We start from the raw sequence: 21,123 nt of genomic DNA on the forward strand, positions 1-21,123 counted from the left end.
CCGGAACAGTCTTACATCACGGCGAGGATGTCGAGGCTGAACACCAGCGTCGACTTGGCCGGGATGGTGCCCTGCTCCTTGTCGCCGAAGGCCAGGTCCGGCGGGATGACCAGCAGGATGCGGCTGCCGACCTTCTTGCCGATGAGGCCTTCCTTCAGGCCCTTGACCGACAGCTGCTCCATCGGCCAGGTGACCGTCGTGTCGCTCGTGTACGTGCTCTCGAAGGTCTTGTCGTCCTTCCACGTCTTCCCGTTGAACTTGACGACGACGTTGTCGGTGTCCTTCACCACGGCGCCGTCGCCCTCGAGGACGTAGTTCGAGACCAGCTTGCCCGGCTCGGCGGTGTCCTTCGGGACGGTCACGGAGACTTCCTTGCCGTCCGTGTTCGTGCCGACCTTGGGCAGGTCCTTGTTCTCCTGGGCGACCTCCTTGCCCGTGGCCGAGGCCGGGACGGAGGTGCCCTTGACGATGTCCACGACGAAGACCAGCGTGGCGTTCGGCTTGATCTTGTCGCCCGAGCCCTGCTCGCCGTAACCGAGCGCCGGCGGGATGACCAGCTCGACGCGGCTGCCGACCTTCTGGCCCTCGAGGCCCTGGTCCCAGCCCTTGATGACCATGCCCGCGCCGATGGTCACGTCGAACGGCTTGCCCTTGCCGAAGCTGGCGTCGAACGGCTCCTTGCCGTCCCACACCTGGCCGAGGTAGTTGACCTGGGCGATGTCGCCCTTCTTCAGCGCCGGGCCGTCGCCCGCGCTGAGGGTCTCCACCTTCAGGTCCTTGGGCGGCTCGCCCTCCCCCTTCGACAGGGTGGGCGTCTCCCCGAACTTGGCGCCCTTGGTGATCGCGGGCACCCCGTTCTTCATCTGGGCGGAGTCGGAGCCGCTGTCGTCGCCACACGCCGCTGTCGACAGCAGCAGCAGGGGTACGACAAGCAGGCCGGCAAGTCGGCGCACGTGTTCCTCAGATCTCAGACGGCAAGGCGGTCGCCCGCCACTCTAAGCCGTGGGAAGGGCCCCGTACGAGACCGCACGGGGCCCTTCCCAAGATCGGTGCTATGTCACACCGCGCACTCACATGCCGGCGATCAGCTTCTCCACGCGGTCGTCCACCGACCGGAACGGGTCCTTGCACAGCACCGTCCGCTGCGCCTGGTCGTTCAGCTTCAGATGGACCCAGTCCACCGTGAAGTCGCGCCGCTGCTCCTGCGCCCGGCGGATGAAGTCACCGCGCAGCCGCGCCCGCGTCGTCTGCGGAGGCACCGACTTGCCCTCGAAGATCTTCAGGTCGTTGCAGATCCGCGCCGCCTGCCCCTTGCGCTCCAGCAGGTAGTACAGCCCGCGCCGGCGGTGGATGTCGTGGTACGCGAGGTCTATCTGGGCCACCCGCGGATTCGACATGGTCATGTTGTGCTTGCCCCGGTACCGCTCGATCAGCTGGTACTTCATGACCCAGTCGATCTCGGTCCCGATCCGGTCCAGGTCCTCCGCCTCGATCGCGTCGAGCGTGCGGCCCCACAGCTCCAGCACCTGGTCCACCACGCCGGTACGGATGCCCCGCCGTTCGGCGAAGTCCACCGCCTTGTCGTAGTACTCCCGCTGGATCTCCAGCGCCGAGGCCTCCCGGCCGCTCGCCAGGCGCACCTTGCGCTGACCGGTGATGTCGTGGCTGACCTCGCGGATCGCCCGGATCGGGTTCTCCAGGGTCAGGTCCCGCATCACCGTGCCCGCCTCGATCATGCGCAGCACCAGGTCGGTGGCCCCGACCTTCAGCAGCATGGTCGTCTCGGACATGTTCGAGTCGCCCACGATCACGTGGAGCCGGCGGTAGCGCTCGGCATCCGCGTGCGGCTCGTCGCGGGTGTTGATGATCGGCCGCGAACGGGTGGTCGCGGAGCTGACGCCCTCCCAGATGTGCTCGGCCCGCTGGCTCACGCAGTAGACCGCGCCCCGAGGGGTCTGGAGCACCTTGCCCGCACCGCAGATCAGCTGCCGCGTGACGAGGAAGGGAATGAGAATGTCCGCCAGGCGGGAGAATTCCCCGTGCCGGGCCACCAGGTAGTTCTCGTGGCAGCCGTACGAGTTGCCCGCCGAGTCGGTGTTGTTCTTGAACAGATAGACGTCGCCCGCGATTCCCTCCTCGTGCAGGCGGCGTTCAGCGTCGACGAGCAGTCCTTCGAGAATGCGCTCGCCGGCCTTGTCGTGCGTGACCAGTTCGGTCACGTTGTCGCATTCGGGAGTTGCATATTCCGGATGCGAGCCCACGTCGAGGTACAGACGGGCGCCGTTCCGCAGGAAGACATTGCTGCTGCGGCCCCATGACACAACACGGCGGAAGAGGTAGCGCGCCACTTCGTCAGGAGACAGTCGGCGCTGTCCCCTGAACGTGCACGTGACGCCGTACTCGTTCTCCAGCCCGAAAATGCGGCGGTCCATGACTGAACATTACGCCTTCTGCCCTCTTCTGAAACCGGGTTCGAGAGCGCCATTCCGATCAGTTTCCGACGGCGGCCCCGACACACCCGGCCGGCCGCCCGCCCGCCCGGCCCCCGATCAGCCCTCCGCGCGCGCCCCCGACGGCACCTCGGCGGCCCTTTCGGACGACCCCTCAGCCGACCCCGCCACCGCTCGGCCCGGGCCCGCGGTCGCCAGCACCCGCTGAGTGGCCGTCAGCACCAGCAGCGCCGCGAAACCCGCCACGCCCGCCACACCGAAGCCCGCGGCCGTACCGCCCAGCTCCACCGCCGGCCCCGCCGCCGCCGTACCGATCGCCGCGCCCACGCCGAAGAACGTCACCAGCCACGAGAACGCCTCCGTCACCGTGCCCGCCGGGGCGTGCCGATCCACCACGATGAACGCGCACGCCAGCGCCGGCGCCAGGAACACCCCCGCCAGCGCCGCCAGCAGCGTCATCGCCACCGGCCCCGGCGTCAGCAACAGCGGCAGGTAGCACAGCGCCAGCAGCGCCACGAGCATCCGCAGCCGCCGCTCCGGCGCGCCCGCCCACTCGCGGGACCCGTAGAACACACCGCCGATCAGCGCGCCCAGCCCCAGCGCCGCCATCAGCCACCCGTACACCGCCTGGTCCCCGTGGTCGTCCGCGTACGCCACACCCGCCACGGTGATCGACCCCAGCGCCGTCCCCACGAAGAAGAACGCACCCAGCAGGGCCAGCAGACCCCGCGAGCGCAGCGCCCCCAGCCAGTGGGCCTCGCGCGGCGCCGAACGCCACGTGCGGGAGGGCTCGCTCACCACCACCGACAGCGCGCCCAGCACCCCGATCGCGTTCAGCGCGAGCAGCGCCCCGGCCGGCGACCACATCGACACGAACAGCGTCACCAGCAGCGGACCGACGGTGAACATGACCTCCTGGGCCACCGCGTCCATCGCGTACGCGGCGTGCACCCGCTCCTCCTTGCCGCCCAGCACGCCCGGCCACAGCGCCCGCAGTCCGCCCTCCAGCGGCGGCGTGAACAGCCCCGCGACAACCACCGCGGCGTACGCGGCCGCCACCGCCCCGGTACCCGCCGCGGCCAGCCACACCATGCCCAGCGCGGAGAGCACCGCGGCCGGCAGCTGGACCCGCGGCTGCCCGAACAGGTCCACCGCCCGACCGAGCAGCGGCTGGCCCACCGCGTTCGCCACCCCGTACGCGGCGGCCAGCGCCCCCGCCAGGCTGTAGCTGCCGCCCTCGGCCCGCGTCAGCAGCACGATCGCGATCGGCGCCGTGGCATTGGGCAGCCGGCCTATGAGCGTGCCCACCAGCAGCCTCGCGGCGTGCCGGGTCCTGAGCAGCTCCGCGTATCCCGCGGCCATGAGCGCCCCCTTCTGCCCGGATCGAGCCGGGAGTAGCCAAGTCATACGTATAACGTGCTCGTCATACGTACCATGGCCACAGCTCACGGGTCCACCCAGCGCCACCCGCGACCACCCCGCCACCCCCGCCACCCCCGCCGACCCCCGCACCCCAGGAGCCCGTGTGACCAGACCCACCAGCCGGGACGTGGCCACCGCCGCAGGGGTCTCCCAGGCCACCGTCTCCCTCGTCCTCGGCGAAAAATGGCGCGGCCGCGTCTCCCCGCGCACCGCCGACCACGTCCGCGAAACAGCCGCCCGCGTCGGCTACCGCCCCAACCTCGCCGCCCGCAACCTCCGCCTCGGCACCACCCGCACCGCCCTCCTCGTCGTCCCCGCCCTCACCAACGAGTTCTTCGCCCGCGTCTACACCGGCGCCGCCCGCATCGCCGCCGAACACGGCTTCGGCGTCGTCCTCTACCCCTCCCCCGACGGCACCGGCCCCGCCCGCGACCCCTTCGCCTCCGCCCGCGCCGCCCTCGACGGAGTCATCGCCTCCTCCATGGCCGCCGGCGCCCTCGACGCCCTCGGCGGCGACGGCCTCCCCCTCGTCATGCTCGACAGCGACCCCGCCGCCACAACCGCCGCCGCCCACGTCAACCTCGCCATGGCCGACGGCATGCGCCAGGTCACCGAACACCTCCTCGCCCTCGGCCACCGGCGCTTCCTCCACCTCGCCTCCGCCGTCGACTCCTGGACCTTCCACATCCGCGCCGAAGCCCTCAGCGCCCGCCTGCACCCCCACGCCCAGCTGCGCACCGTACGGGCCGAGCTCAGTGTGGACGGCGCCCGTACGGCCATGGAGGCCGCCCTCGCGGCCCCCGGGGACCGGCCCACCGCCATCGTCTGCGACGACGACATCCTCGCCGCCGGCGCCTGCAAGGCCGCCCGCCGCCTCGGCCTGCACGTCCCCGCCGACCTCTCCGTCACCGGCTTCGACGACCTCGCCCTGGCCACCGCCGTCGATCCCGAGCTCACCACCGTCCACCTCCCCGCCGAACGCGTCGGCGAACAGGGCATGAGCGCCCTCCTCGCCGTCCTCGACGGCGCAACCTGGACCGCCCCCGACATCCCCGTCCAGCTGGTCGTCCGCGACTCCTCCGGCCCCGCCCCCGCCGCCCGCTGAACACGACGAAGCCCCGGCCCGCCCGCGAGGGGCGCACCGGGGCTTCACACGGAACCGGCGGAACTACTCCGCGTCGTCCTCCGGAGCCTCGTCGTTCGACACGGCATCGGCCTGCGCCGCCGCCGGGACGTCCGCCTCCAGCAGCCGCGCCAGCTGCCGGCCGCGGATCCGCTTGAACTTGCGCTGCTGCGCCCGCGTCCGGTCGAGCACGGCGACCTCCAGCCGCTCCGCCGGAATCGCCTTGTCGGCGCCGTTGGCCTGGCTGGACAGCGCCTGCACCGCCAGCTTCAGCGCCTCCGCCAGGGTCATGCCGTCCCGGTGCCGCTGGTCCAGGAAGGTACTGATCTGCTCCGCGTTGCCGCCGACCGCGACCGAGCCGTGCTCGTCCACGATCGAACCGTCGTGCGGAAGCCGGTAGATCTGGTCCCCGGCCGCGGTCGCACCGACCTCGGCCACCACCAGCTCCACCTCGTACGGCTTCTCCCCGGCACTGGAGAAGATCGTGCCGAGCGTCTGCGCGTACACGTTGGCCAGCCCACGGGCCGTCACATCGTCACGGTCGTAGGTGTAGCCGCGCAGATCCGCGTAGCGCACACCGCCGATCCGCAGGTTCTCGTACTCGTTGTACTTGCCGGCGGCCGCGAAGCCGATCCGGTCGTAGATCTCGCTGAACTTGTGCAGCGCACGGGACGGGTTCTCGCCGACGAACACGATGCCGTCGGCGTACTGCAGCACGACGAGGCTGCGGCCGCGGGCGATGCCCTTCCGGGCGTATTCCGCCCGGTCGGCCATGGCCTGCTGGGGTGACACATAGAACGGAGTCGACACCGGCTGTCCGTCCCTTTCTTCTGGGCTCCTACAGGGAGACGGATGGTCAGAGCAGGGCGGCGCGCGGGCCGTCGGGCTGCTCGAGACGGCGGTTGGTGACCGCACGGGCGAGTTCCTGCGACTCCTCGTCCGTCAGCCTGCGGAATCCCTCGTCCGTGATGACGGTCACGATCGGATAGATGTGGCGGTACAGGTCCGGCCCACCGGTCGCCGAGTCGTCGTCGGCGGCGTCGTACAGCGCCTGCACGACCAGCGTGGTGGCCTGCTCCTCCGTCAGGTCGGGACGGAAGAGCTTCTTCATCGAACCGCGGGCGAAGATCGAGCCCGACCCGGTGGCGGCGTAGCCGTGCTCCTCGGAGCGGCCGCCGGTCACGTCGTAGGAGAAGATCCGGCCCTTCTCCTTGGCCTCGTCGTACCCGGCGAAGAGCGGCACGACGGCCAGCCCCTGCATCGCCATGCCCAGATTGCTCCGGATCATGGTGGACAGGCGGTTCGCCTTGCCCTCCAACGAGAGGGTCGTCCCCTCGACCTTCTCGAAGTGCTCCAGCTCCAGCTGGAACAGCTTCACCATCTCCACGGCCAGGCCGGCCGTACCGGCGATGCCGACGGCGGAGTACTCGTCGGCCGGGAACACCTTCTCGATGTCCCGCTGCGCGATCATGTTCCCCATAGTCGCGCGCCGGTCGCCGGCGAGGACGACCCCGCCGGGGAAGGTGGCGGCGACGATGGTCGTCCCGTGCGGCGCCTCGACGACGCCCTCCGGCAGCTTGCGGTTGCCGGGCAGCATCTCGGGCGAATGCGCGCCCAGGAAGTCCATGAAGGACGACGACCCCGGCGTCAGGAAGGCTGCCGGTAGACGCCCTGTGCCACGATTGTTGGCTTCCACGCGTGTCCCTCCAGGTATGAGATGGCCCGACGCAGAGTGTCGGGATCGTCTCCCAACTTGCCGATGGCCGAGTTGCAGTTGAAGCACAGTACGCCTCGGACCTTACCCGTCTGGTGACAGTGATCCACATGCACGGCCGGAGCCTTTTGGCAGATCCAACAGAGCCCGTCCTGCGCTGCGATCATTTCGTCCCGCTCGGCCTCCGTCATGCCGTACGCACGCTTGAGATGCGCCGCTCGGCTCTCGACCGATCGACACGCCTTACAGCGTGTCGACAGCCCATCCGAAGCTGTCTTGTTCTTGTCCCATTCCGAGTGAGGCTTGATCTCCCCACACCGACGGCAGTACTTGTGCCCCACGGGGGCTGCGACGCGGGGACGAACGTTATTCCCCTTGGCCTTCTGGCGCTGCTGGTGATATTCGGCTGCGCACGGCCTGCAGTAGCACTGCAGGCCGTCACGCATCGCTTTGTTGGCAGCGAAGTCCTCAAGTGGCTTGAGTAAGCCACACCGTGGACATCGCTTTTCCACCCCCGACACACACCCTCCTCGCGAGCTTTCACCTTTGATTCAAAGGTGAAATCACTCGCCACCCTTCTGAACGAAGGAGCGCACGAAGTCCTCGGCGTTCTCCTCGAGCACATCATCGATTTCGTCAAGTACGGAGTCGACGTCGTCGGAGAGCTTTTCCTGGCGCTCCTTGAGGTCGGTCGATTCCTCGACCGCCGCCTCCTCGACCTCCTCGGTCGAGCGCGTCGCCTTCTGCTGTCCGCCGCCGGTGTCCTTGGTCGCCATGTCTACCTCACCCCGCTCGGTTCGCACGCTCACGTCGAGGGACCCCGGGAATTCGGGATCCCTCAAGATCAGACCCTACGTCCGACCCTACAAGGAGGGTCTGACATTCGTCCTCGTACTTTCACAACGTCCGGCTGTCTTCATGATTCCCGGCCCGGAGGGCTTTCAGGCCCGCTCAGCGCCCCGAAAGCACCCGCACCAGATCCTCCGCCGTGCGGCACCGGTCCAGGAGCTCCTTCACGTGCGCCCGCGTGCCCCGCAGGGGCTCCAGGGTGGGGACCCGCTGGAGCGAGTCGTGCCCCGGGAGGTCGAAGATCACCGAGTCCCAGGACGCCGCGGCCACGTCGTCCGCGTACTGCTCCAGGCACCGGCCCCTGAAGTACGCCCGGGTGTCCTCCGGCGGCTTGCTACGGGCCCGCTCCACGTCCTGCTCGGTCACCAGCCGCCGCATCTTGCCGCGGGCCGCCAGCCGGTTGTACAGGCCCTTCTCCGGCCGCACGTCCGAGTACTGGAGGTCGACCAGGTGCAGCCGCGCCGCGTCCCAGCCCAGTCCGTCCCGGCGCCGGTAGCCCTCCAGGATCTCTCGTTTGGCGATCCAGTCGAGCTCCCCCGACAGGCTCATCGGGTCGGTCTCCAGCCGGCCCAGCACGTCCTCCCAGCGGGTCAGCACGTCCGCGGTCTGCTCGTCCACGTCCGAGCCGAACCGCTCCTCCACGTACTTCCTGGCCAGCTCGAAGTACTCCATCTGCAGCTGTACGGCGGTCAGGGTCCGGCCGCTGCGCAGTGTGATCAGGTGCTTCAGGTCGGGGTCGTGGGAGACCTGGTGCAGGGTGCGCACCGGCTGGTCGACGGCGAGGTCGACGGTGATGAACCCGTCCTCGATCATGGACAGGACCAGCGCCGTGGTGCCGAGCTTGAGGTAGGTGGAGATCTCGGACAGGTTCGCGTCGCCGATGATCACGTGCAGGCGGCGGTACTTCTCGGCGTCCGAGTGCGGTTCGTCGCGGGTGTTGATGATGGGCCGCTTCAGGGTGGTCTCCAGGCCGACCTCGACCTCGAAGTAGTCGGCCCGCTGGCTGATCTGGAAGCCGTGTTCGCGGCCGTCCTGGCCGATGCCCACGCGTCCGGCGCCGGTCACGACCTGGCGGGAGACGAAGAAGGGGGTCAGGTGGCGGACGATCTCCGAGAAGGGGGTCTCCCGCTTCATCAGGTAGTTCTCGTGGGTGCCGTAGGAGGCGCCCTTGTTGTCGGTGTTGTTCTTGTAGAGGTGGATCGGCTGCGCGCCGGGGAGCTGGGCTGCCCGGACGGCGGCTTCGGCCATGATCCGTTCGCCGGCCTTGTCCCAGAGCACGGCGTCGAGCGGGTTGGTGATCTCCGGGGAGCTGTACTCGGGGTGCGCGTGGTCGACGTAGAGGCGGGCGCCGTTCGTGAGGATCACGTTGGCGAGGCCGATGTCCTCGTCGGTGAGCTGGCTGGTGTCGGCGGCCTCGCGGGCGAGGTCGAAGCCGCGGGCGTCCCGCAGCGGATTCTCCTCCTCGAAGTCCCAGCGGGCGCGGCGCGCCCGGTGCATCGCCGCCGCGTAGGCGTTGACGATCTGGGACGAGGTGAGCATGGCATTGGCGTTCGGGTGCCCCGGGACGGAGATCCCGTACTCCGTCTCGATCCCCATTACTCGCCGTACGGTCATGCGGCCCTCCTTGCCCGGCGGCGTTCCCCTTCGGGAGCGGCGCTCAAGTACCGCTGGTGCTCCGTTGCGTGTGCTTGTGCGGTGCCCGTCCCCGCACTGCGCGTCCGGCGGTACGGATGAGCCTAGAACCACTCCGCGCTCGTGGGGAGATCATTTCCGTCATTGAATTCGCCTCGTCACCGGCTGAAAATCGGCCGGTAAAGCAGTCGGCTGCGGATGCCCCGGGGAGGGCATCCGCAGCCGCTCCGCTCGATCAGAGGTACTGACCGGTGTTTGCCACCGTGTCGATGGAGCGTCCGGTGTCGGCGCCCTGCTTTCCGGTGACGAGCGTTCGGATGAATACGATCCGCTCGCCCTTCTTTCCGGAGATCCGGGCCCAGTCGTCCGGGTTGGTGGTGTTGGGCAGGTCCTCGTTCTCCTTGAACTCGTCCACGCATGCCTGGAGGAGGTGGGAGACGCGCAGGCCCTTCTGGTTGTGCTCGAGGAAGGCCTTGATGGCCATCTTCTTCGCACGGTCCACGATGTTCTGGATCATCGCGCCCGAGTTGAAGTCCTTGAAGTAGAGGACTTCCTTGTCCCCGTTGGCGTACGTGACCTCGAGGAAGCGGTTCTCCTCGGTTTCGGCGTACATCTGCTCGACGACGGTCTGGATCATGCTGTGGACGGTGCCGGCCGTGGAGCCCTGGTGTTCGGACAGGTCGTCCGTGTGCAGGGGCAGCGAGGCCTTGAGGTACTTCGCGAAGATGTCCTTTGCGGCCTCGGCGTCCGGGCGCTCGATCTTGATCTTCACATCGAGGCGTCCGGGGCGCAGGATGGCCGGGTCGATCATGTCCTCGCGGTTGGATGCGCCGATGACGATGACGTTCTCCAGGCCTTCCACGCCGTCGATCTCGGCGAGGAGCTGCGGGACGATGGTGTTCTCCACGTCCGAGCTGACGCCGGATCCGCGGGTGCGGAAGAGGGATTCCATCTCGTCGAAGAAGACGATGACGGGGGTGCCCTCGCTCGCCTTCTCGCGGGCACGCTGGAAGACGAGGCGGATGTGCCGCTCGGTCTCGCCGACGTACTTGTTGAGGAGCTCGGGTCCCTTGATGTTCAGGAAGTAGGACTTCCCGGCTGCCTGTCCGGTCACTTCGGCGACCTTCTTGGCAAGGGAGTTGGCGACGGCCTTGGCGATGAGCGTCTTGCCGCAGCCGGGCGGGCCGTAGAGCAGGATGCCCTTCGGGGGCCGCAGTTCGTGTTCCTTGAAGAGGTCGGGGTAGAGGTAGGGGAGCTCGACCGCGTCGCGGATCAGCTCGATCTGGTCGCCCAGGCCGCCGATCTTCTCGTAGTCGATGTCGGGGACCTCTTCGAGGACGAGGTCTTCGACCTCGCTCTTGGGGACGACCTCGTAGACGTAGCCGGAGCGGGGTTCGAGCAGCAGGGCGTCGCCGGGGCGGATGGTGATGTCCAGGAGCGGCTCGGCGAGCCTCACCACCCTTTCCTCGTCGGTGTGCCCGACGACCAGGGCGCGCTCGCCGTCCTCGAGGATCTCCTTGAGGGTGACGATGTCCCCGGCCCGCTCGAATTCCATGGCCTCGACCACGTTGAGCGCTTCGTTGAGCATGACTTCCTGGCCGCGCCGGAGGTCTTCCGGTTCGACGCTGGGGCTGACGTTCACGCGGAGCTTTCGGCCTCCGGTGAAGATGTCGACGGTGCCGTCCTCGTTCGCCTGCAGGAAGACACCGAAGCCGGCCGGCGGCTGTGCGAGCCGGTCGACTTCTTCCTTGAGGGCCACGATCTGGTCGCGGGCTTCACGGAGGGTGTTCGCGAGTCGTTCGTTTTGCGCGGAGACGCCGGCCAGATTCGTCTGGAGCTCGATGATCCGCTCTTCGAGAATCCTCGTGTGTCGCGGAGAGTCGGCGAGCTTGCGTCGCAGGACGGCGATTTCCTGCTCGAGAAAGGCAACCTGGCCGGCGGGGTCCTCAGACCCTCGCCCGGGCCGGATGCCGCGGTTGATGTCGTCGTCGTGGGCTGCCACGGTCCTCACCTCCTCCAAGGGGAGCTGGACGCTTCCTGACCCTACCTGGGCTGGTGGTGATTGAAACCCCTAGATCACAAAGACGGTAGGGGTGTGTCCGATCTTCACCCTTGCGTACTCCCTCTCGCCAAGGAAATACCCACCCATGAACATCTGAAAGCGGCCGGTTGTAAGGTCGAAGTGTTCAACACCCGTCAGAGCTCGCGCGACTTGCCGCGAGGAGTGACCGGGATGGATCACCGAGCGCAGGGAACGGCAGGAGATATGACCGTGCAGCAGGAGGCTCCGACGGGCGGTACCGGCGGGGCCGGGGAGCCGCTGGAGGTCTGGATCGACCAGGACCTCTGCACCGGGGACGGGATCTGCGCGCAGTACGCGCCCGAGGTGTTCGAGCTGGACATCGATGGTCTGGCGTACGTGAAGAGCCCGGAGGACGAGCTGCTGCAGGAGGCGGGGGCGAGCACGCCGGTTCCGCTGACGCTGCTGCAGGACGTGGTGGACTCGGCGAAGGAATGCCCGGGGGACTGTATTCACGTAAGGCGCGTTTCGGACAGGGTGGAAGTGTTCGGTCCGGACGCGGAGTGACGCTTCAAACACTCCTGGCGGTCGAGTCCGTCAGCTCCTGGCGGAATTTTCCGCCGGTCCATCGCCACTTGGCGAGCTTCTTCACGTCGGGGCTGTAGCGCGGAACCTCGGGCGAGGAGTAGCCGAGGAGGGTGGCGGTGACCACCCCGTCGCGGACGGTGAGGTCGGTGGCGCTCTGGCGCTGCGGGGTGTCGAGGAGGGTGGCGACGAGGCGGGGGCCGGCGCTCCCGGTTGCGTCCTTGCCGGGCGCCGCCTGGGTGAGGACGTAGATCGCGTGGGGCGGGGTGCCGGAGCCGGCCTGGCAGCGGACGGCCGCGACGGTCTCGGGGCGGCCGTCGCCGTCGAGGTCGCCGTGGGCGGTGGCGGTGACGGCCTGGGGGGCGCCCTTGCAGTCGAGCGGGTAGCTGACCGCGGCGGCGTCGGGGGCGGTGGCCTGGGGGCTGTTCGGGGCGGGGTCCGTGGGGGCCGCCGGGGTGCCGGTGGCCGGTTGCACGAGTCCCGCGGTGGCTATGACGGCGGCCATGGCGGTGGCCGTGGCGAGCCAGTGGAGGGGCCTGGCGTGGCTGTGCGCCAGGGATTCCGGGGTCGGCTCCAGCTCTGCGGGGCTGTGCAGCACGCGGGGTGTCTCCTGTGCGAAGGGTGACGGGGAGCCAGCATCGTGCCACACCTCACACCGGGGTGGAACGGGCGGGTCCGGTGACGTCACCCGGAACAACGAAAAGGCGCTGCGGCGCAGTTCCCGGACGGTCGGGGGAACTGCGCCGCGGCGCCTTCGTGTTGGGTTGGCCGCGCCGGGGCCGGCGGGTCTACGCGGAGCGGTCGCTGCCGGGGCCGTCGTAGTCCTCGCCGTAGGCGCCCTTGGCGGGGCGGCGGCGGCGCATCGGGGGCTCGACGCCGTCCGCGAGGCGGCGGGCGGTCACGAGGAAGCCGGTGTGGCCGATCATGCGGTGGTCGGGGCGGACGGCGAGGCCCTCGACGTGCCAGTTGCGGATCATCGATTCCCACGGCTGCGGTTCGGCGAAGCAGCCGATCTCGCGGATGGACTCGACGGTCTTGGACAGCTGGGTGGTGGTGGCCACGTAGCAGCAGAGGATGCCGCCGGGGACCAGTGCCTTGGAGACGGCCTCGAGGCACTCCCAGGGGGCGAGCATGTCGAGGATGACGCGGTCGACGTCGGTGTCGGACAGGTTGTCCTGGAGGTCGCCCACGGTCAGCTGCCACGCGGGGTGCGGGCCGCCGAAGTAGCGCTCGACGTTGGCCGTGGCGATCTCGGCGAAGTCCGCGCGGCGCTCGTAGCTGTGGAGCATGCCCTGGTCGCCGATGGCGCGCAGCAGGAAGCTGCTCAGGGAGCCGGAGCCCACGCCTGCTTCCACGACGCGGGCGCCGGGGAAGATGTCGGCGAAGGCCAGGATCTGGCCCGCGTCCTTGGGGTAGACCACGGCGGCGCCGCGGGGCATGGACAGGACATAGTCGGGGAGCAGGGGGCGCAGCGCGAGGTACGCGACGTTCCCCGTGGTGCGGACAACACTGCCTTCGGGAGCACCGATCAGCTCGTCGTGCGGGAAGGAACCCTTGTGGGTGTGGAAATTCTTCCCTGCTTCGAGCGTGAACGTGTAGTGGCGGCCCTTGGGGTCGGTGAGCTGAACCTGGTCCCCGACCTCGAAGGGCCCGCGTCGGCGGGCGGCACCGGTCGGTTCGGACATGTGACCAGTGTATTGGCTTCAGGACTGGGGCCGCGCCATGGCCTTCACGAAGGCCCTCTCGACGTCCGTGGTGGAGAGGACGCCGTAGATCTCGCCGGTGGGTTCGACGACCAGGTACTCGGTGGCGGGGGTGGTGCGCAGGTGGTCGAGGAGGGCTTCGCCGGTGAGGTCCGCGGAGACCTTCATGCCGTCGGTGAGGTCCTGGGCGAGGCCGCTGACGGCGACCCAGGGGCGGCGGTGCTCGGGGACGGAGGCGATGGCGGTCTCGCGGACGATCGCGGTGGGGTCCCCGTGGCCGTCGACGACGACGAGGGCGCGGGCGCCGGCTTCGGTGGCGCGGCGCAGGGCCTCGGAGAGGGGGGTGGCGCTTTCGACGGGGATGGCGCGGCGGGTGAGGGTGCGGGCGCGCAGTTCCGGGAGGTGTTCGCGCAGGCGGGCCATGCGCAGGCTGTTGCCGGCGCCGGTCCAGATGATGGCGGCGAGGATGGCGGCGAGCAGGGCGTCCATGACGGTCTCGATGCCGCCGATGTCGGCGGTGCGGTTGCCGACGAGGCCGGTGTGGGTGAGGAGCGGCAGGCCGAGGAGGACGGCGACGGCGAGGGCGCGGCCGATCCAGGCGGCGGCGATGGTGCCGGCCATGGGCTTGCCGGTGATGCCCCAGATGACGGCGCGGAGCATGCGGCCGCCGTCGAGGGGGAGACCGGGGAGCAGGTTGAAGGCGGCGACGAGCAGGTTGGAGATCATCAGGCCGGCGAGGAGGACGCCGGGGACGGTGGCGGGGTCGACGGCCTGCATGCCGAGGTAGAAGGCTCCGGCGAGGAGGAGGGAGAGCAGGGGGCCGACGAAGGCGAGGACGAATTCGCGGCCGGGGGTCTCGGATTCCTTCTCGATCTCGGAGACTCCGCCGAAGAACTGGAGCTGGATGCGGCGCACGGGGAGTTTGAAGCGGAGCGCGGCGACGGTGTGGGCCAGTTCGTGGACGAGGACGGAGGCGTAGAAGGCGACCGCGAAGAAGAGGGAGACGAGGTAGCGGACGGGGCCGAGGTCGGGGAGGATGCGGTCGAGCTGGTCGCCGAAGACCCAGGTGATGAGGGCGGCGACGAGGAACCAGCTGGGCGAGACGTAGACGGGTACGCCGAAGGGGCGGCCCATGAGGAGTCCGCCGCCCGGTCCGGAGCGCCGTCCAGCGCGCTCGCCGGTTTCGTCGGTGTCTGCCACGTCGGTCCTTCGTTCTGGGGGGGCTCGGAGCGGGTCCGGGGAGGTGTTTGCGGGCGGCTCGCGTCGTCCTGTGGCGCGGTGTGGTGCCTCGATCATGCAGTGCGAGGGGCCTTTGCGTCGATGGTATGCGTGTGCTGTCGGCTGCGGGTCGTAGGGTTTTGTGCATGACGACGAGCTCCGGTGACGGTCCGGCCGAGGTGGCGCCTGGCGCCGTAGGGCCCACTTCGCTCTCCCCTTCGCGGGCGAGCGATTTCATGCAGTGCCCGCTGCTGTACCGGTTCCGGGTGATCGACAAGCTGCCGGAGAAGCCGAGTGCGGCGGCTACCCGCGGGACGCTGGTGCATGCGGTGCTGGAGCGGCTTTTCGACCATCCGGCGCAGGAGCGGACGGCGCCGCGGGCGAAGGCGTTGATCCCGGGGCAGTGGGACCGGCTGCTGGAGGCGAAGCCGGAGCTGGGCGAGCTGTTCGCGCAGGGTGACGAGGGGGCGGAGCTGGCGCGGTGGCTGACGGAGGCCGAGGCGCTGGTGGACCGGTGGTTCACGCTGGAGGACCCGACGCGGCTGGAGCCGGTGGAGCGGGAGTTCTTCGTGGAGACGGAGCTGGAGTCGGGGCTGCGGCTGCGCGGGATCATCGACCGGGTGGACGTCGCGCCGACGGGCGAGGTGCGGATCGTCGACTACAAGACGGGCAAGGCGCCGCGGCCGGAGTACGCGGAGGGCGCCCTGTTCCAGATGAAGTTCTACGCGCTGGTGGTGTGGCGGCTGAAGCAGGTGGTGCCGCGGCGGCTGCAGCTGGTGTACCTGGGCAGTGGGGACGTGCTGACGTACGACCCGGTGGTCGCGGACCTGGAGCGGGTGGAGCGCAAGCTGCTCGCGCTGTGGGAGGCGATCCGGGAGGCGACGGAGACGGGCGAGTGGCGGCCGCGGCCGACGAAGCTGTGCGGCTGGTGTGATCACCGGGCCGTGTGTCCGGAGTTCGGGGGGACTCCCCCGGTCTATCCGCTGGCGGTCTCCCCCGGCCCCCTCGGGGAGGTGCCCCCGCCGCGGGCCGGGGCGCAGGAGCTCCCGGCGGATTCCTGATCGTTCCCTCAGGGCACAATGGGCGGGGTCCGCCGAAGCCGTCCGACGAATAGAGGTAGACCCCGTGGCGATCCGCGTCCTGCTGGTCGACGACCAGCCCCTGCTGCGCACCGGTTTCCGGATGATCCTGGAGGCCGAGGGGGACCTGGCGGTGGTCGGCGAGGCCGGGGACGGTCTGCAGGCGCTGGACCAGGTGCGTGCGTTGCAGCCGGACGTGGTGCTGATGGACATCCGGATGCCGCGCATGGACGGGGTGGAGGCGACCCGGCAGATCACCGGTCCGGGCCGGGACGGGCCGGCGAAGGTGCTCGTGCTGACCACGTTCGACCTGGACGAGTACGTGGTGGAGGCGCTGCGGGCGGGGGCCAGCGGCTTCCTGTTGAAGGACGCGCCGGCCCACGAGCTGGTGCAGGCGATCCGGGTGGTGGCGGCGGGCGAGGCGATGCTCGCGCCGAGCATCACGCGGCGGCTGCTGGACAAGTACGCGGGGCACCTGCCCTCGGGTGAGGAGAGCCTGCCGAACGCGCTGGGGACGCTGACCGAGCGCGAGGTCGAGGTGTTGAAGCTGGTGGCCCGCGGCCTGTCGAACGCGGAGATCGCGGCGGACCTGTTCGTGAGCGAGACCACGGTCAAGACGCACGTGGGGCACGTGCTGACGAAGCTGGGCCTGCGCGACCGGGTCCAGGCGGCGGTGTACGCGTACGAGAGCGGGCTGGTGCGCCCCGGCGCGCAGTAGCCGGAGGGCTCGCTCGAACGGGCCGGCGACCACGTGGTGCGGTTGCCGGCCCGTTCGTGCGTGGCCCGGGGGGCCGGGTCAGCCCTTGCTGATCTCCCAGAAGCGGAAGACGGTCGAGGCGTCGAGGGACCACTGCAGGCCGGTCACGTTCTGGCGGGTGACGGCGTACTGCTTGCCCTGCCAGAGCGGGAGGATCGGGATCTCGTCGGCGACGATGTCCTGGAGCCGGTCGTAGTCCGTGTTGGCCGCGGTGCGGTCGGACTTCGCGGAGGTCGCCGGGAGGATCGTCCCGCTGATCTCCTTGTTGTCGTAGTTGTTGCCGAGGACGTTGCCGGGGCCGAAGAACGGCTGGGTGAAGTTGTCGGCGTCCGGGTAGTCCGGGACCCAGCCCTTCACGTAGATGCCGTACTTGCCGTCCTGGATGTCCTTCTCGTACTGCTCGTACTCGACGGACTTCATCTCGGCCTCGAACAGGCCGCTGTCGTTGAGCTGCTTGGCGATGACCTCGAACTGCTGGTCGGTGGAGGGGCCGTAGCGGGAGGGGGTGGAGTAGAGGGTGACCTTCACCTTGCCGTTGATGCCGGCGGCCTTGAGGACGGCCTTGGCCTTCTCGGGCTGGGGGCTGCCGCCGTAGCGGTCGAAGAACGGCGTGGTGTGTCCGGCGATGCCGGCCGGGACGATGGAGTACAGCGGCGTGGCGGTGCCCGCGTACACGTCCCTGACGAGTGCCTCGCGGTCGACGAGGTAGGCGATGGCCTTGCGCACGGGCAGCTTGCCGACGACGGGGTCGTTGACGTTGAAGACCATGTGCTCGACCTCGGCGCCGGCGCCCTGAACGACGTCGATCTTGTTGTCGCCGGTCTTGACCGAGGCGAGGGCGGCGACGTCCTTGGCGGCCAGGCCGCGGAAGGCGAAGTCCACGTCGCCGCTCTCCAGGACCGACTTGAGGCCGGCCTGGTCGCCGTTGAAGAACTTCAGGGTGACGCCGGTGTTCTTGGCCTTGGCCTTGCCGGTGTACTTCTCGTTGACCGAGAAGCTCGCGCTCTTGTCGTTGTACGAGTCCAGCTTGTAGACGCCGGAGCCGACGGCCTTGTTGTCGGTGCGCAGCTTGTCGGCCGGGTACTCGCTGTGGTCGACGATGGAGCCGGCGCCGGAGGCGATCTTGCTGGGGAAGGTCGCGTCGGACGTCTTGAGGCGGAAGACGACGGTGCGGTCGTCGGGCGCGTCGATGCCGGCGATCGAGCCGAGGAGCACGGCCGGGCCGTTCTCGTCGTTGATCTTCAGGGTGCGCTCGAAGGAGAACTTGACGTCCTTCGAGGTGAGGGCGTGGCCGTTGCTGAACTTCAGGCCGGGGCGCAGGACGCACTTGTACTGCTTGCTGTCGCCGCCCTCGAAACCGCAGCTCTCGGCGGCGTCGGGCTCGGGGGTGGTGCCGCCCTTGGGGAAGCTCAGCAGTGACTGGAAGACGTTGTTGAAGAGCAGCCAGGAGCCCGGGTCGTAGCCCGAGGCGGGGTCGGTGGACTTCACCTTGTCGGATATGCCCATGACCACGCCCTTGCCGCTGCCGGCGTTGGAGCCATCGGTCGAACCGCAACCGCTGAGCAGCGCGGCGGCGGTGGCTGCGCCGAGCGGGGCCGCCAGCCATTGGTTACGTCGATTCACGGATACGTCCTTCACAGTCGAACTGTCTCGTTGCTCCGGCCCGCGACACCCGCTGCCGGTCGTTGCCGTTGTCAGCCGCTTACGCCGCGGCCGAGCTCCCACAGCTGGAGGTCGGAGATGGCGTTGACCGACCACTCCACTCCGGTGATCCCGTCGCGTGCGGCGACGTACTGCTTGCCCTGCCACAGGGGCAGGACGGGTACGTCCTCGGCGACGATGTCCTGCATCTCCGTGATCGCGGGGACGGCGACGCTGCGGTCGACGGCGCGCCGGGATTCGGGGATGAGCCTGGTGCGCACCGCGCTGTTGGCGTACGGCGTGCCCAGGAAGTTGTCCTGCTCCAGGAACGGGGCGAGGAAGTTGTCGGCGTCCGGGTAGTCGGGGAACCAGCCGAGCCCGTAGGCGGCGTGGTCGCCGTTCTTCTGCGCGGGGCGGAAGTCGGCCCAGTCGCTGCCCTGGACGGTGATGTCGAACAGCTGGGTGGAGTTCAGCTGGGTCTTGAGGGCCTGGAACTCGGCGGCCGTTCCGTCGCCGTAGTGGTCGTTGGTGTAGTGCAGCGTCAGCTTGACCGGGGTCTTGATGCCGGCGTCCTTCAGCAGGGTGGCGGCCTTGGCGGTGTTGGCCTCGCCGTACTTGCTGAAGAAGGAGTTGACGTGGCCGGTCACGGTGGTGGGGACCAGCGAGTAGAGCGGCTGCGCGGCCTTGCCGTAGACCTTGGAGATGACGGCGTCGCGGTCGACGGCGGCGGCGAGCGCCTGGCGAACGGCCTTGTCCTTGACGACCGGGGCCTCGGTGTTGAAGCCGAGGTAGCGGATCTCCAGGCCGGGCATGGGGACGAGCTTGACGCCCTTGGGGGGCTTGGCCGCGAAGTCGGTGATCTGGGCGGGCGACAGCGTGCGGGAGACCATGTGGATCTTGCCGTCGGTGAGTGCCTTGCCCATGGCGCCGGAGTCCTCGAAGGCACGCAGTTCGACCTTGTCGTTCTGGAGCTTGAGGTCGCCCTTGTAGTGCGGGTTCTTGCTGAAGACGGCCCGGACGAGGTGGTGGTCCTTGACCTCGGCCTTCATCGTGTACGGGCCGGAACCGTCGACTTCGAAGCCCTCGCGGAGCTTCTTGGCGTCGTAGTGCTTCTCGCTGACGATGCCGGTGGCCGGGGTGGAGAGCTTGTACGGGAAGGTCGCGTCCGGGGTCTTCAGGTGGAAGACGACGGTGTCGGCGCTCTTGGCCTCGACGCTGTCGAGGGTGGAGAGCAGCGAGGACGGGCCGTTCTCGTCCTTGATGGCGAGGACCCGGTCGATGGAGAACTTGACGTCCTTGGCGGTGAGCGGGTCGCCGCCGGCGAACTTCAGACCGGGGCGCAGGGTGCAGCGGTAGCTCTCGTTGCCGGCGTCGGTGAAGCGGCAGTCGGAGGCCGCTTCGGGGACGGGCTGGCCGCCGCCGCGCGGGGTGTGCATCAGGGTCTGCACGGTCTGGCGCAGGACGTTCCAGGCGCCGGCGTCGTACGCGTAGGCGGGGTCGAACGGGGCGGGGGCGAGCTCGGCGGCCTCGAACCGGTCGGTGGTCCCGACGACGATCGCCCCGGATCCCGCTCCCGTGCCGCTGGCGCTGCCGCAGGCGGCGAGCGTGGGCGTGAGCAGTCCGGCCGCGGCCGTCAGCACCATGGTCTTGCGGTTCATGCTGGAAGAACTCCCTGTACCCGGCACTTGGTCAAAGCGGCGTAAAGGGCACTTCGCGGCGGTCGCCCGTTCGGGGCGGAACGATCGGGCCGGTGGTATGACGATCGGTCCACTGCGTCCCGGAACAGGGGTGTGTGTCCAGGACGCCGAGGTGCGGTGCGAGTGCCCGGCTCGACATTAGTGGCCCGGGACGGGATGGCTGGAACTGGCCGGACTTGGGGCGTAATCGCACGGTGATGGGAGCGGACTGGCTGTCCATGTGGAGGTTCGCGCAGATGGGGTCAGGAGCTGATCAATGCGGACACAAAGGAAGCCCAAGAAGCCCCCGGACAGGTGTCTCGGGGGCTAGACGGGTGACAAACGTCACCCGGAACAACTGACCCCGGAAGGGATGGAATTTCAGCCTCCGGGTCGGTCCACGGAAGATTCTCTCGTGTGACCTTGGTCCCACGGGCGTTCTGTTCGGTACAGAGCGTGCGCGAGGGATACCGGTGCGTCAGCCCTGCGCGCAGCGGTCCGCTCAGTTCAGCGGGCTGATGAGGGACCGCAGGAACGGCAGGTCGACCTCCTCCAGCGAGCGCACGATCGTCCGGCCGGGGGCCGCCTCGATGTGGCCGACCGAGGGGATGGCCACGACCCGGCAGCCGGCAGCCTCCGCGGCGGCCACGCCGGTGGCGGTGTCCTCGATGACGGCGCACCGGGAGGGGTGCGCGCCCAGGGTGCTGGCGGCGAGCAGGTACGGGTCGGGGTGCGGCTTGGTACGGGCGACCTCGTCCCCGGCGACGGTCATCGTGAAGCGGTCCCGGCCGAGGGCGAGCAGGACCCGGTCGATGACGCGCCGGTGCGAGGCGGAGACGAGGGCGGTGGGCACGTTGTGCCGGGCCAGCTCGCTCAGCAGCCGCTCGGCGCCGGGCATCAGCGGGACCTGGTCGGCGATCCGGGCCTCGAAGCGCTCGTTGAGGAGCACGCTGAGCTCGGCGAGGCCGATGGCGGCACCGGTGGCCTCGATCAGGAAGGTGGCGCTGCGGCTCATGGGTCCGCCGACGACCACGTCCCTCCAGGACTCCTCGAGCCGGTGTCCGAGCTCCCTGAAGACCTCTTCCTCGATCTCCCACCAGAACCCCTCGGTGTCGACGAGGGTCCCGTCCATGTCCAGCAGTACCGCCTGGAGGGCGTGCCCGTCGGCCGTACGGACCACGGGGACGGGAACGGTGCTGGTCATGCGCACGCCTCTCTCGGGGGACGAGAAGGCCGGTCACCTCCGCCCGCGGG

At 69.3% G+C, this 21,123-nt stretch carries 19 protein-coding genes; 4 read left to right on the top strand and 15 right to left on the bottom strand.

The genetic code is table 11. From position 1 onward, the window contains the following. Positions 1 to 11: 11 nt before the first annotated feature. The 3 genes from BGK67_RS08870 to BGK67_RS08880 form a co-directional block, all read right to left on the bottom strand. A complete protein-coding gene (locus BGK67_RS08870; protein ID WP_069919565.1) occupies positions 12 to 953 on the bottom strand; it encodes an FKBP-type peptidyl-prolyl cis-trans isomerase in 942 nt (313 codons plus the stop codon). Between the two features lie 117 nt (positions 954 to 1,070). After that, entirely contained in the window at positions 1,071 to 2,432 is a 1,362-nt protein-coding gene (gene pafA / locus BGK67_RS08875; protein WP_030655944.1) for a Pup--protein ligase, read from the bottom strand. A gap of 117 nt (positions 2,433 to 2,549) precedes the next feature. After that, a complete protein-coding gene (locus BGK67_RS08880) occupies positions 2,550 to 3,812 on the bottom strand; it encodes an MFS transporter (RefSeq protein WP_069919566.1) in 1,263 nt (420 codons plus the stop codon). Between the two features lie 163 nt (positions 3,813 to 3,975). Between BGK67_RS08880 and BGK67_RS08885 the strand changes: the two genes are divergently transcribed. Then, the gene (locus BGK67_RS08885; protein ID WP_069919567.1) at positions 3,976 to 4,977 is read left to right on the top strand and encodes a LacI family DNA-binding transcriptional regulator; all 1,002 of its coding nucleotides are present in this window, start codon (positions 3,976 to 3,978) and stop codon (positions 4,975 to 4,977) included. A 63-nt stretch (positions 4,978 to 5,040) separates the two neighbouring features. On the opposite strand, the gene prcA is transcribed toward BGK67_RS08885, so the two are convergent. From prcA to arc, 6 genes are all read right to left on the bottom strand, one after another. Beyond that, entirely contained in the window at positions 5,041 to 5,805 is a 765-nt protein-coding gene (prcA, locus tag BGK67_RS08890) for a proteasome subunit alpha (RefSeq protein WP_079154090.1), read from the bottom strand. A gap of 46 nt (positions 5,806 to 5,851) precedes the next feature. Further along, positions 5,852 to 6,691, bottom strand: a complete 840-nt coding sequence (gene prcB, locus BGK67_RS08895; RefSeq protein WP_069919569.1) for a proteasome subunit beta — start codon at positions 6,689 to 6,691, stop codon at positions 5,852 to 5,854. Beyond that, the gene (locus BGK67_RS36110) at positions 6,643 to 7,155 is read right to left on the bottom strand and encodes an endonuclease VII domain-containing protein (protein WP_079154091.1); all 513 of its coding nucleotides are present in this window, start codon (positions 7,153 to 7,155) and stop codon (positions 6,643 to 6,645) included. Before BGK67_RS36110 ends, prcB begins: the two co-directional genes overlap by 49 nt. Positions 7,156 to 7,272: 117 nt before the next feature. Further along, positions 7,273 to 7,485, bottom strand: coding sequence for a ubiquitin-like protein Pup (locus BGK67_RS08900; protein ID WP_030233608.1), 213 nt, complete (start codon positions 7,483 to 7,485; stop codon positions 7,273 to 7,275). Between the two features lie 175 nt (positions 7,486 to 7,660). After that, positions 7,661 to 9,172: a depupylase/deamidase Dop gene (dop, locus tag BGK67_RS08905; protein WP_069919570.1), complete on the bottom strand. Its 1,512-nt coding sequence runs from the start codon at positions 9,170 to 9,172 to the stop codon at positions 7,661 to 7,663. Between the two features lie 253 nt (positions 9,173 to 9,425). After that, on the bottom strand, positions 9,426 to 11,192 hold the full coding sequence (arc, locus tag BGK67_RS08910; protein WP_069923723.1) for a proteasome ATPase: 1,767 nt from the start codon (positions 11,190 to 11,192) through the stop codon (positions 9,426 to 9,428). Between the two features lie 264 nt (positions 11,193 to 11,456). Here arc and BGK67_RS08915 point away from each other — a divergent pair, with 264 nt between their 5' ends. Next, positions 11,457 to 11,777, top strand: a complete 321-nt coding sequence (locus tag BGK67_RS08915; protein ID WP_069919571.1) for a ferredoxin — start codon at positions 11,457 to 11,459, stop codon at positions 11,775 to 11,777. A 4-nt stretch (positions 11,778 to 11,781) separates the two neighbouring features. On the opposite strand, the gene BGK67_RS08920 is transcribed toward BGK67_RS08915, so the two are convergent. The 3 genes from BGK67_RS08920 to BGK67_RS08930 all read right to left on the bottom strand — a co-directional run bounded on the left by BGK67_RS08920 (position 11,782) and on the right by BGK67_RS08930 (position 14,794). Then, positions 11,782 to 12,393 (bottom strand): RAD23 family protein, encoded by a 612-nt coding sequence (locus BGK67_RS08920; protein ID WP_079154092.1) that lies wholly within the window; start codon positions 12,391 to 12,393, stop codon positions 11,782 to 11,784. A gap of 190 nt (positions 12,394 to 12,583) precedes the next feature. Further along, positions 12,584 to 13,480 carry a tRNA (adenine-N1)-methyltransferase gene (locus BGK67_RS08925; RefSeq protein ID WP_030016358.1) on the bottom strand — a complete coding sequence of 299 codons (897 nt, stop codon included), beginning with the start codon at positions 13,478 to 13,480 and terminating at the stop codon, positions 12,584 to 12,586. An 18-nt stretch (positions 13,481 to 13,498) separates the two neighbouring features. Beyond that, positions 13,499 to 14,794, bottom strand: a complete 1,296-nt coding sequence (locus BGK67_RS08930) for a site-2 protease family protein (RefSeq protein WP_432215427.1) — start codon at positions 14,792 to 14,794, stop codon at positions 13,499 to 13,501. Positions 14,795 to 14,862: 68 nt separating this feature from the next. Here BGK67_RS08930 and BGK67_RS08935 point away from each other — a divergent pair, with 68 nt between their 5' ends. Both BGK67_RS08935 and BGK67_RS08940 read left to right on the top strand, forming a co-directional pair. Further along, positions 14,863 to 15,777 carry a RecB family exonuclease gene (locus tag BGK67_RS08935; RefSeq protein ID WP_079154093.1) on the top strand — a complete coding sequence of 305 codons (915 nt, stop codon included), beginning with the start codon at positions 14,863 to 14,865 and terminating at the stop codon, positions 15,775 to 15,777. A 64-nt stretch (positions 15,778 to 15,841) separates the two neighbouring features. Beyond that, positions 15,842 to 16,513 (top strand): response regulator, encoded by a 672-nt coding sequence (locus tag BGK67_RS08940; RefSeq protein ID WP_069919574.1) that lies wholly within the window; start codon positions 15,842 to 15,844, stop codon positions 16,511 to 16,513. A gap of 78 nt (positions 16,514 to 16,591) precedes the next feature. Here BGK67_RS08940 and BGK67_RS08945 read toward each other — a convergent pair whose 3' ends face one another. From BGK67_RS08945 to BGK67_RS08955, 3 genes are all read right to left on the bottom strand, one after another. Further along, positions 16,592 to 18,175 carry an ABC transporter substrate-binding protein gene (locus BGK67_RS08945; protein ID WP_069919575.1) on the bottom strand — a complete coding sequence of 528 codons (1,584 nt, stop codon included), beginning with the start codon at positions 18,173 to 18,175 and terminating at the stop codon, positions 16,592 to 16,594. A gap of 71 nt (positions 18,176 to 18,246) precedes the next feature. Then, positions 18,247 to 19,851 carry an ABC transporter substrate-binding protein gene (locus tag BGK67_RS08950; protein ID WP_069919576.1) on the bottom strand — a complete coding sequence of 535 codons (1,605 nt, stop codon included), beginning with the start codon at positions 19,849 to 19,851 and terminating at the stop codon, positions 18,247 to 18,249. Between the two features lie 520 nt (positions 19,852 to 20,371). After that, entirely contained in the window at positions 20,372 to 21,073 is a 702-nt protein-coding gene (locus BGK67_RS08955) for an HAD family hydrolase (RefSeq protein WP_069919577.1), read from the bottom strand. Positions 21,074 to 21,123: the final 50 nt, after the last annotated feature.

Origin of the sequence: Streptomyces subrutilus, from assembly GCF_001746425.1 — a bacterium.
Lineage (GTDB): Bacteria > Actinomycetota > Actinomycetes > Streptomycetales > Streptomycetaceae > Streptomyces > Streptomyces subrutilus_A.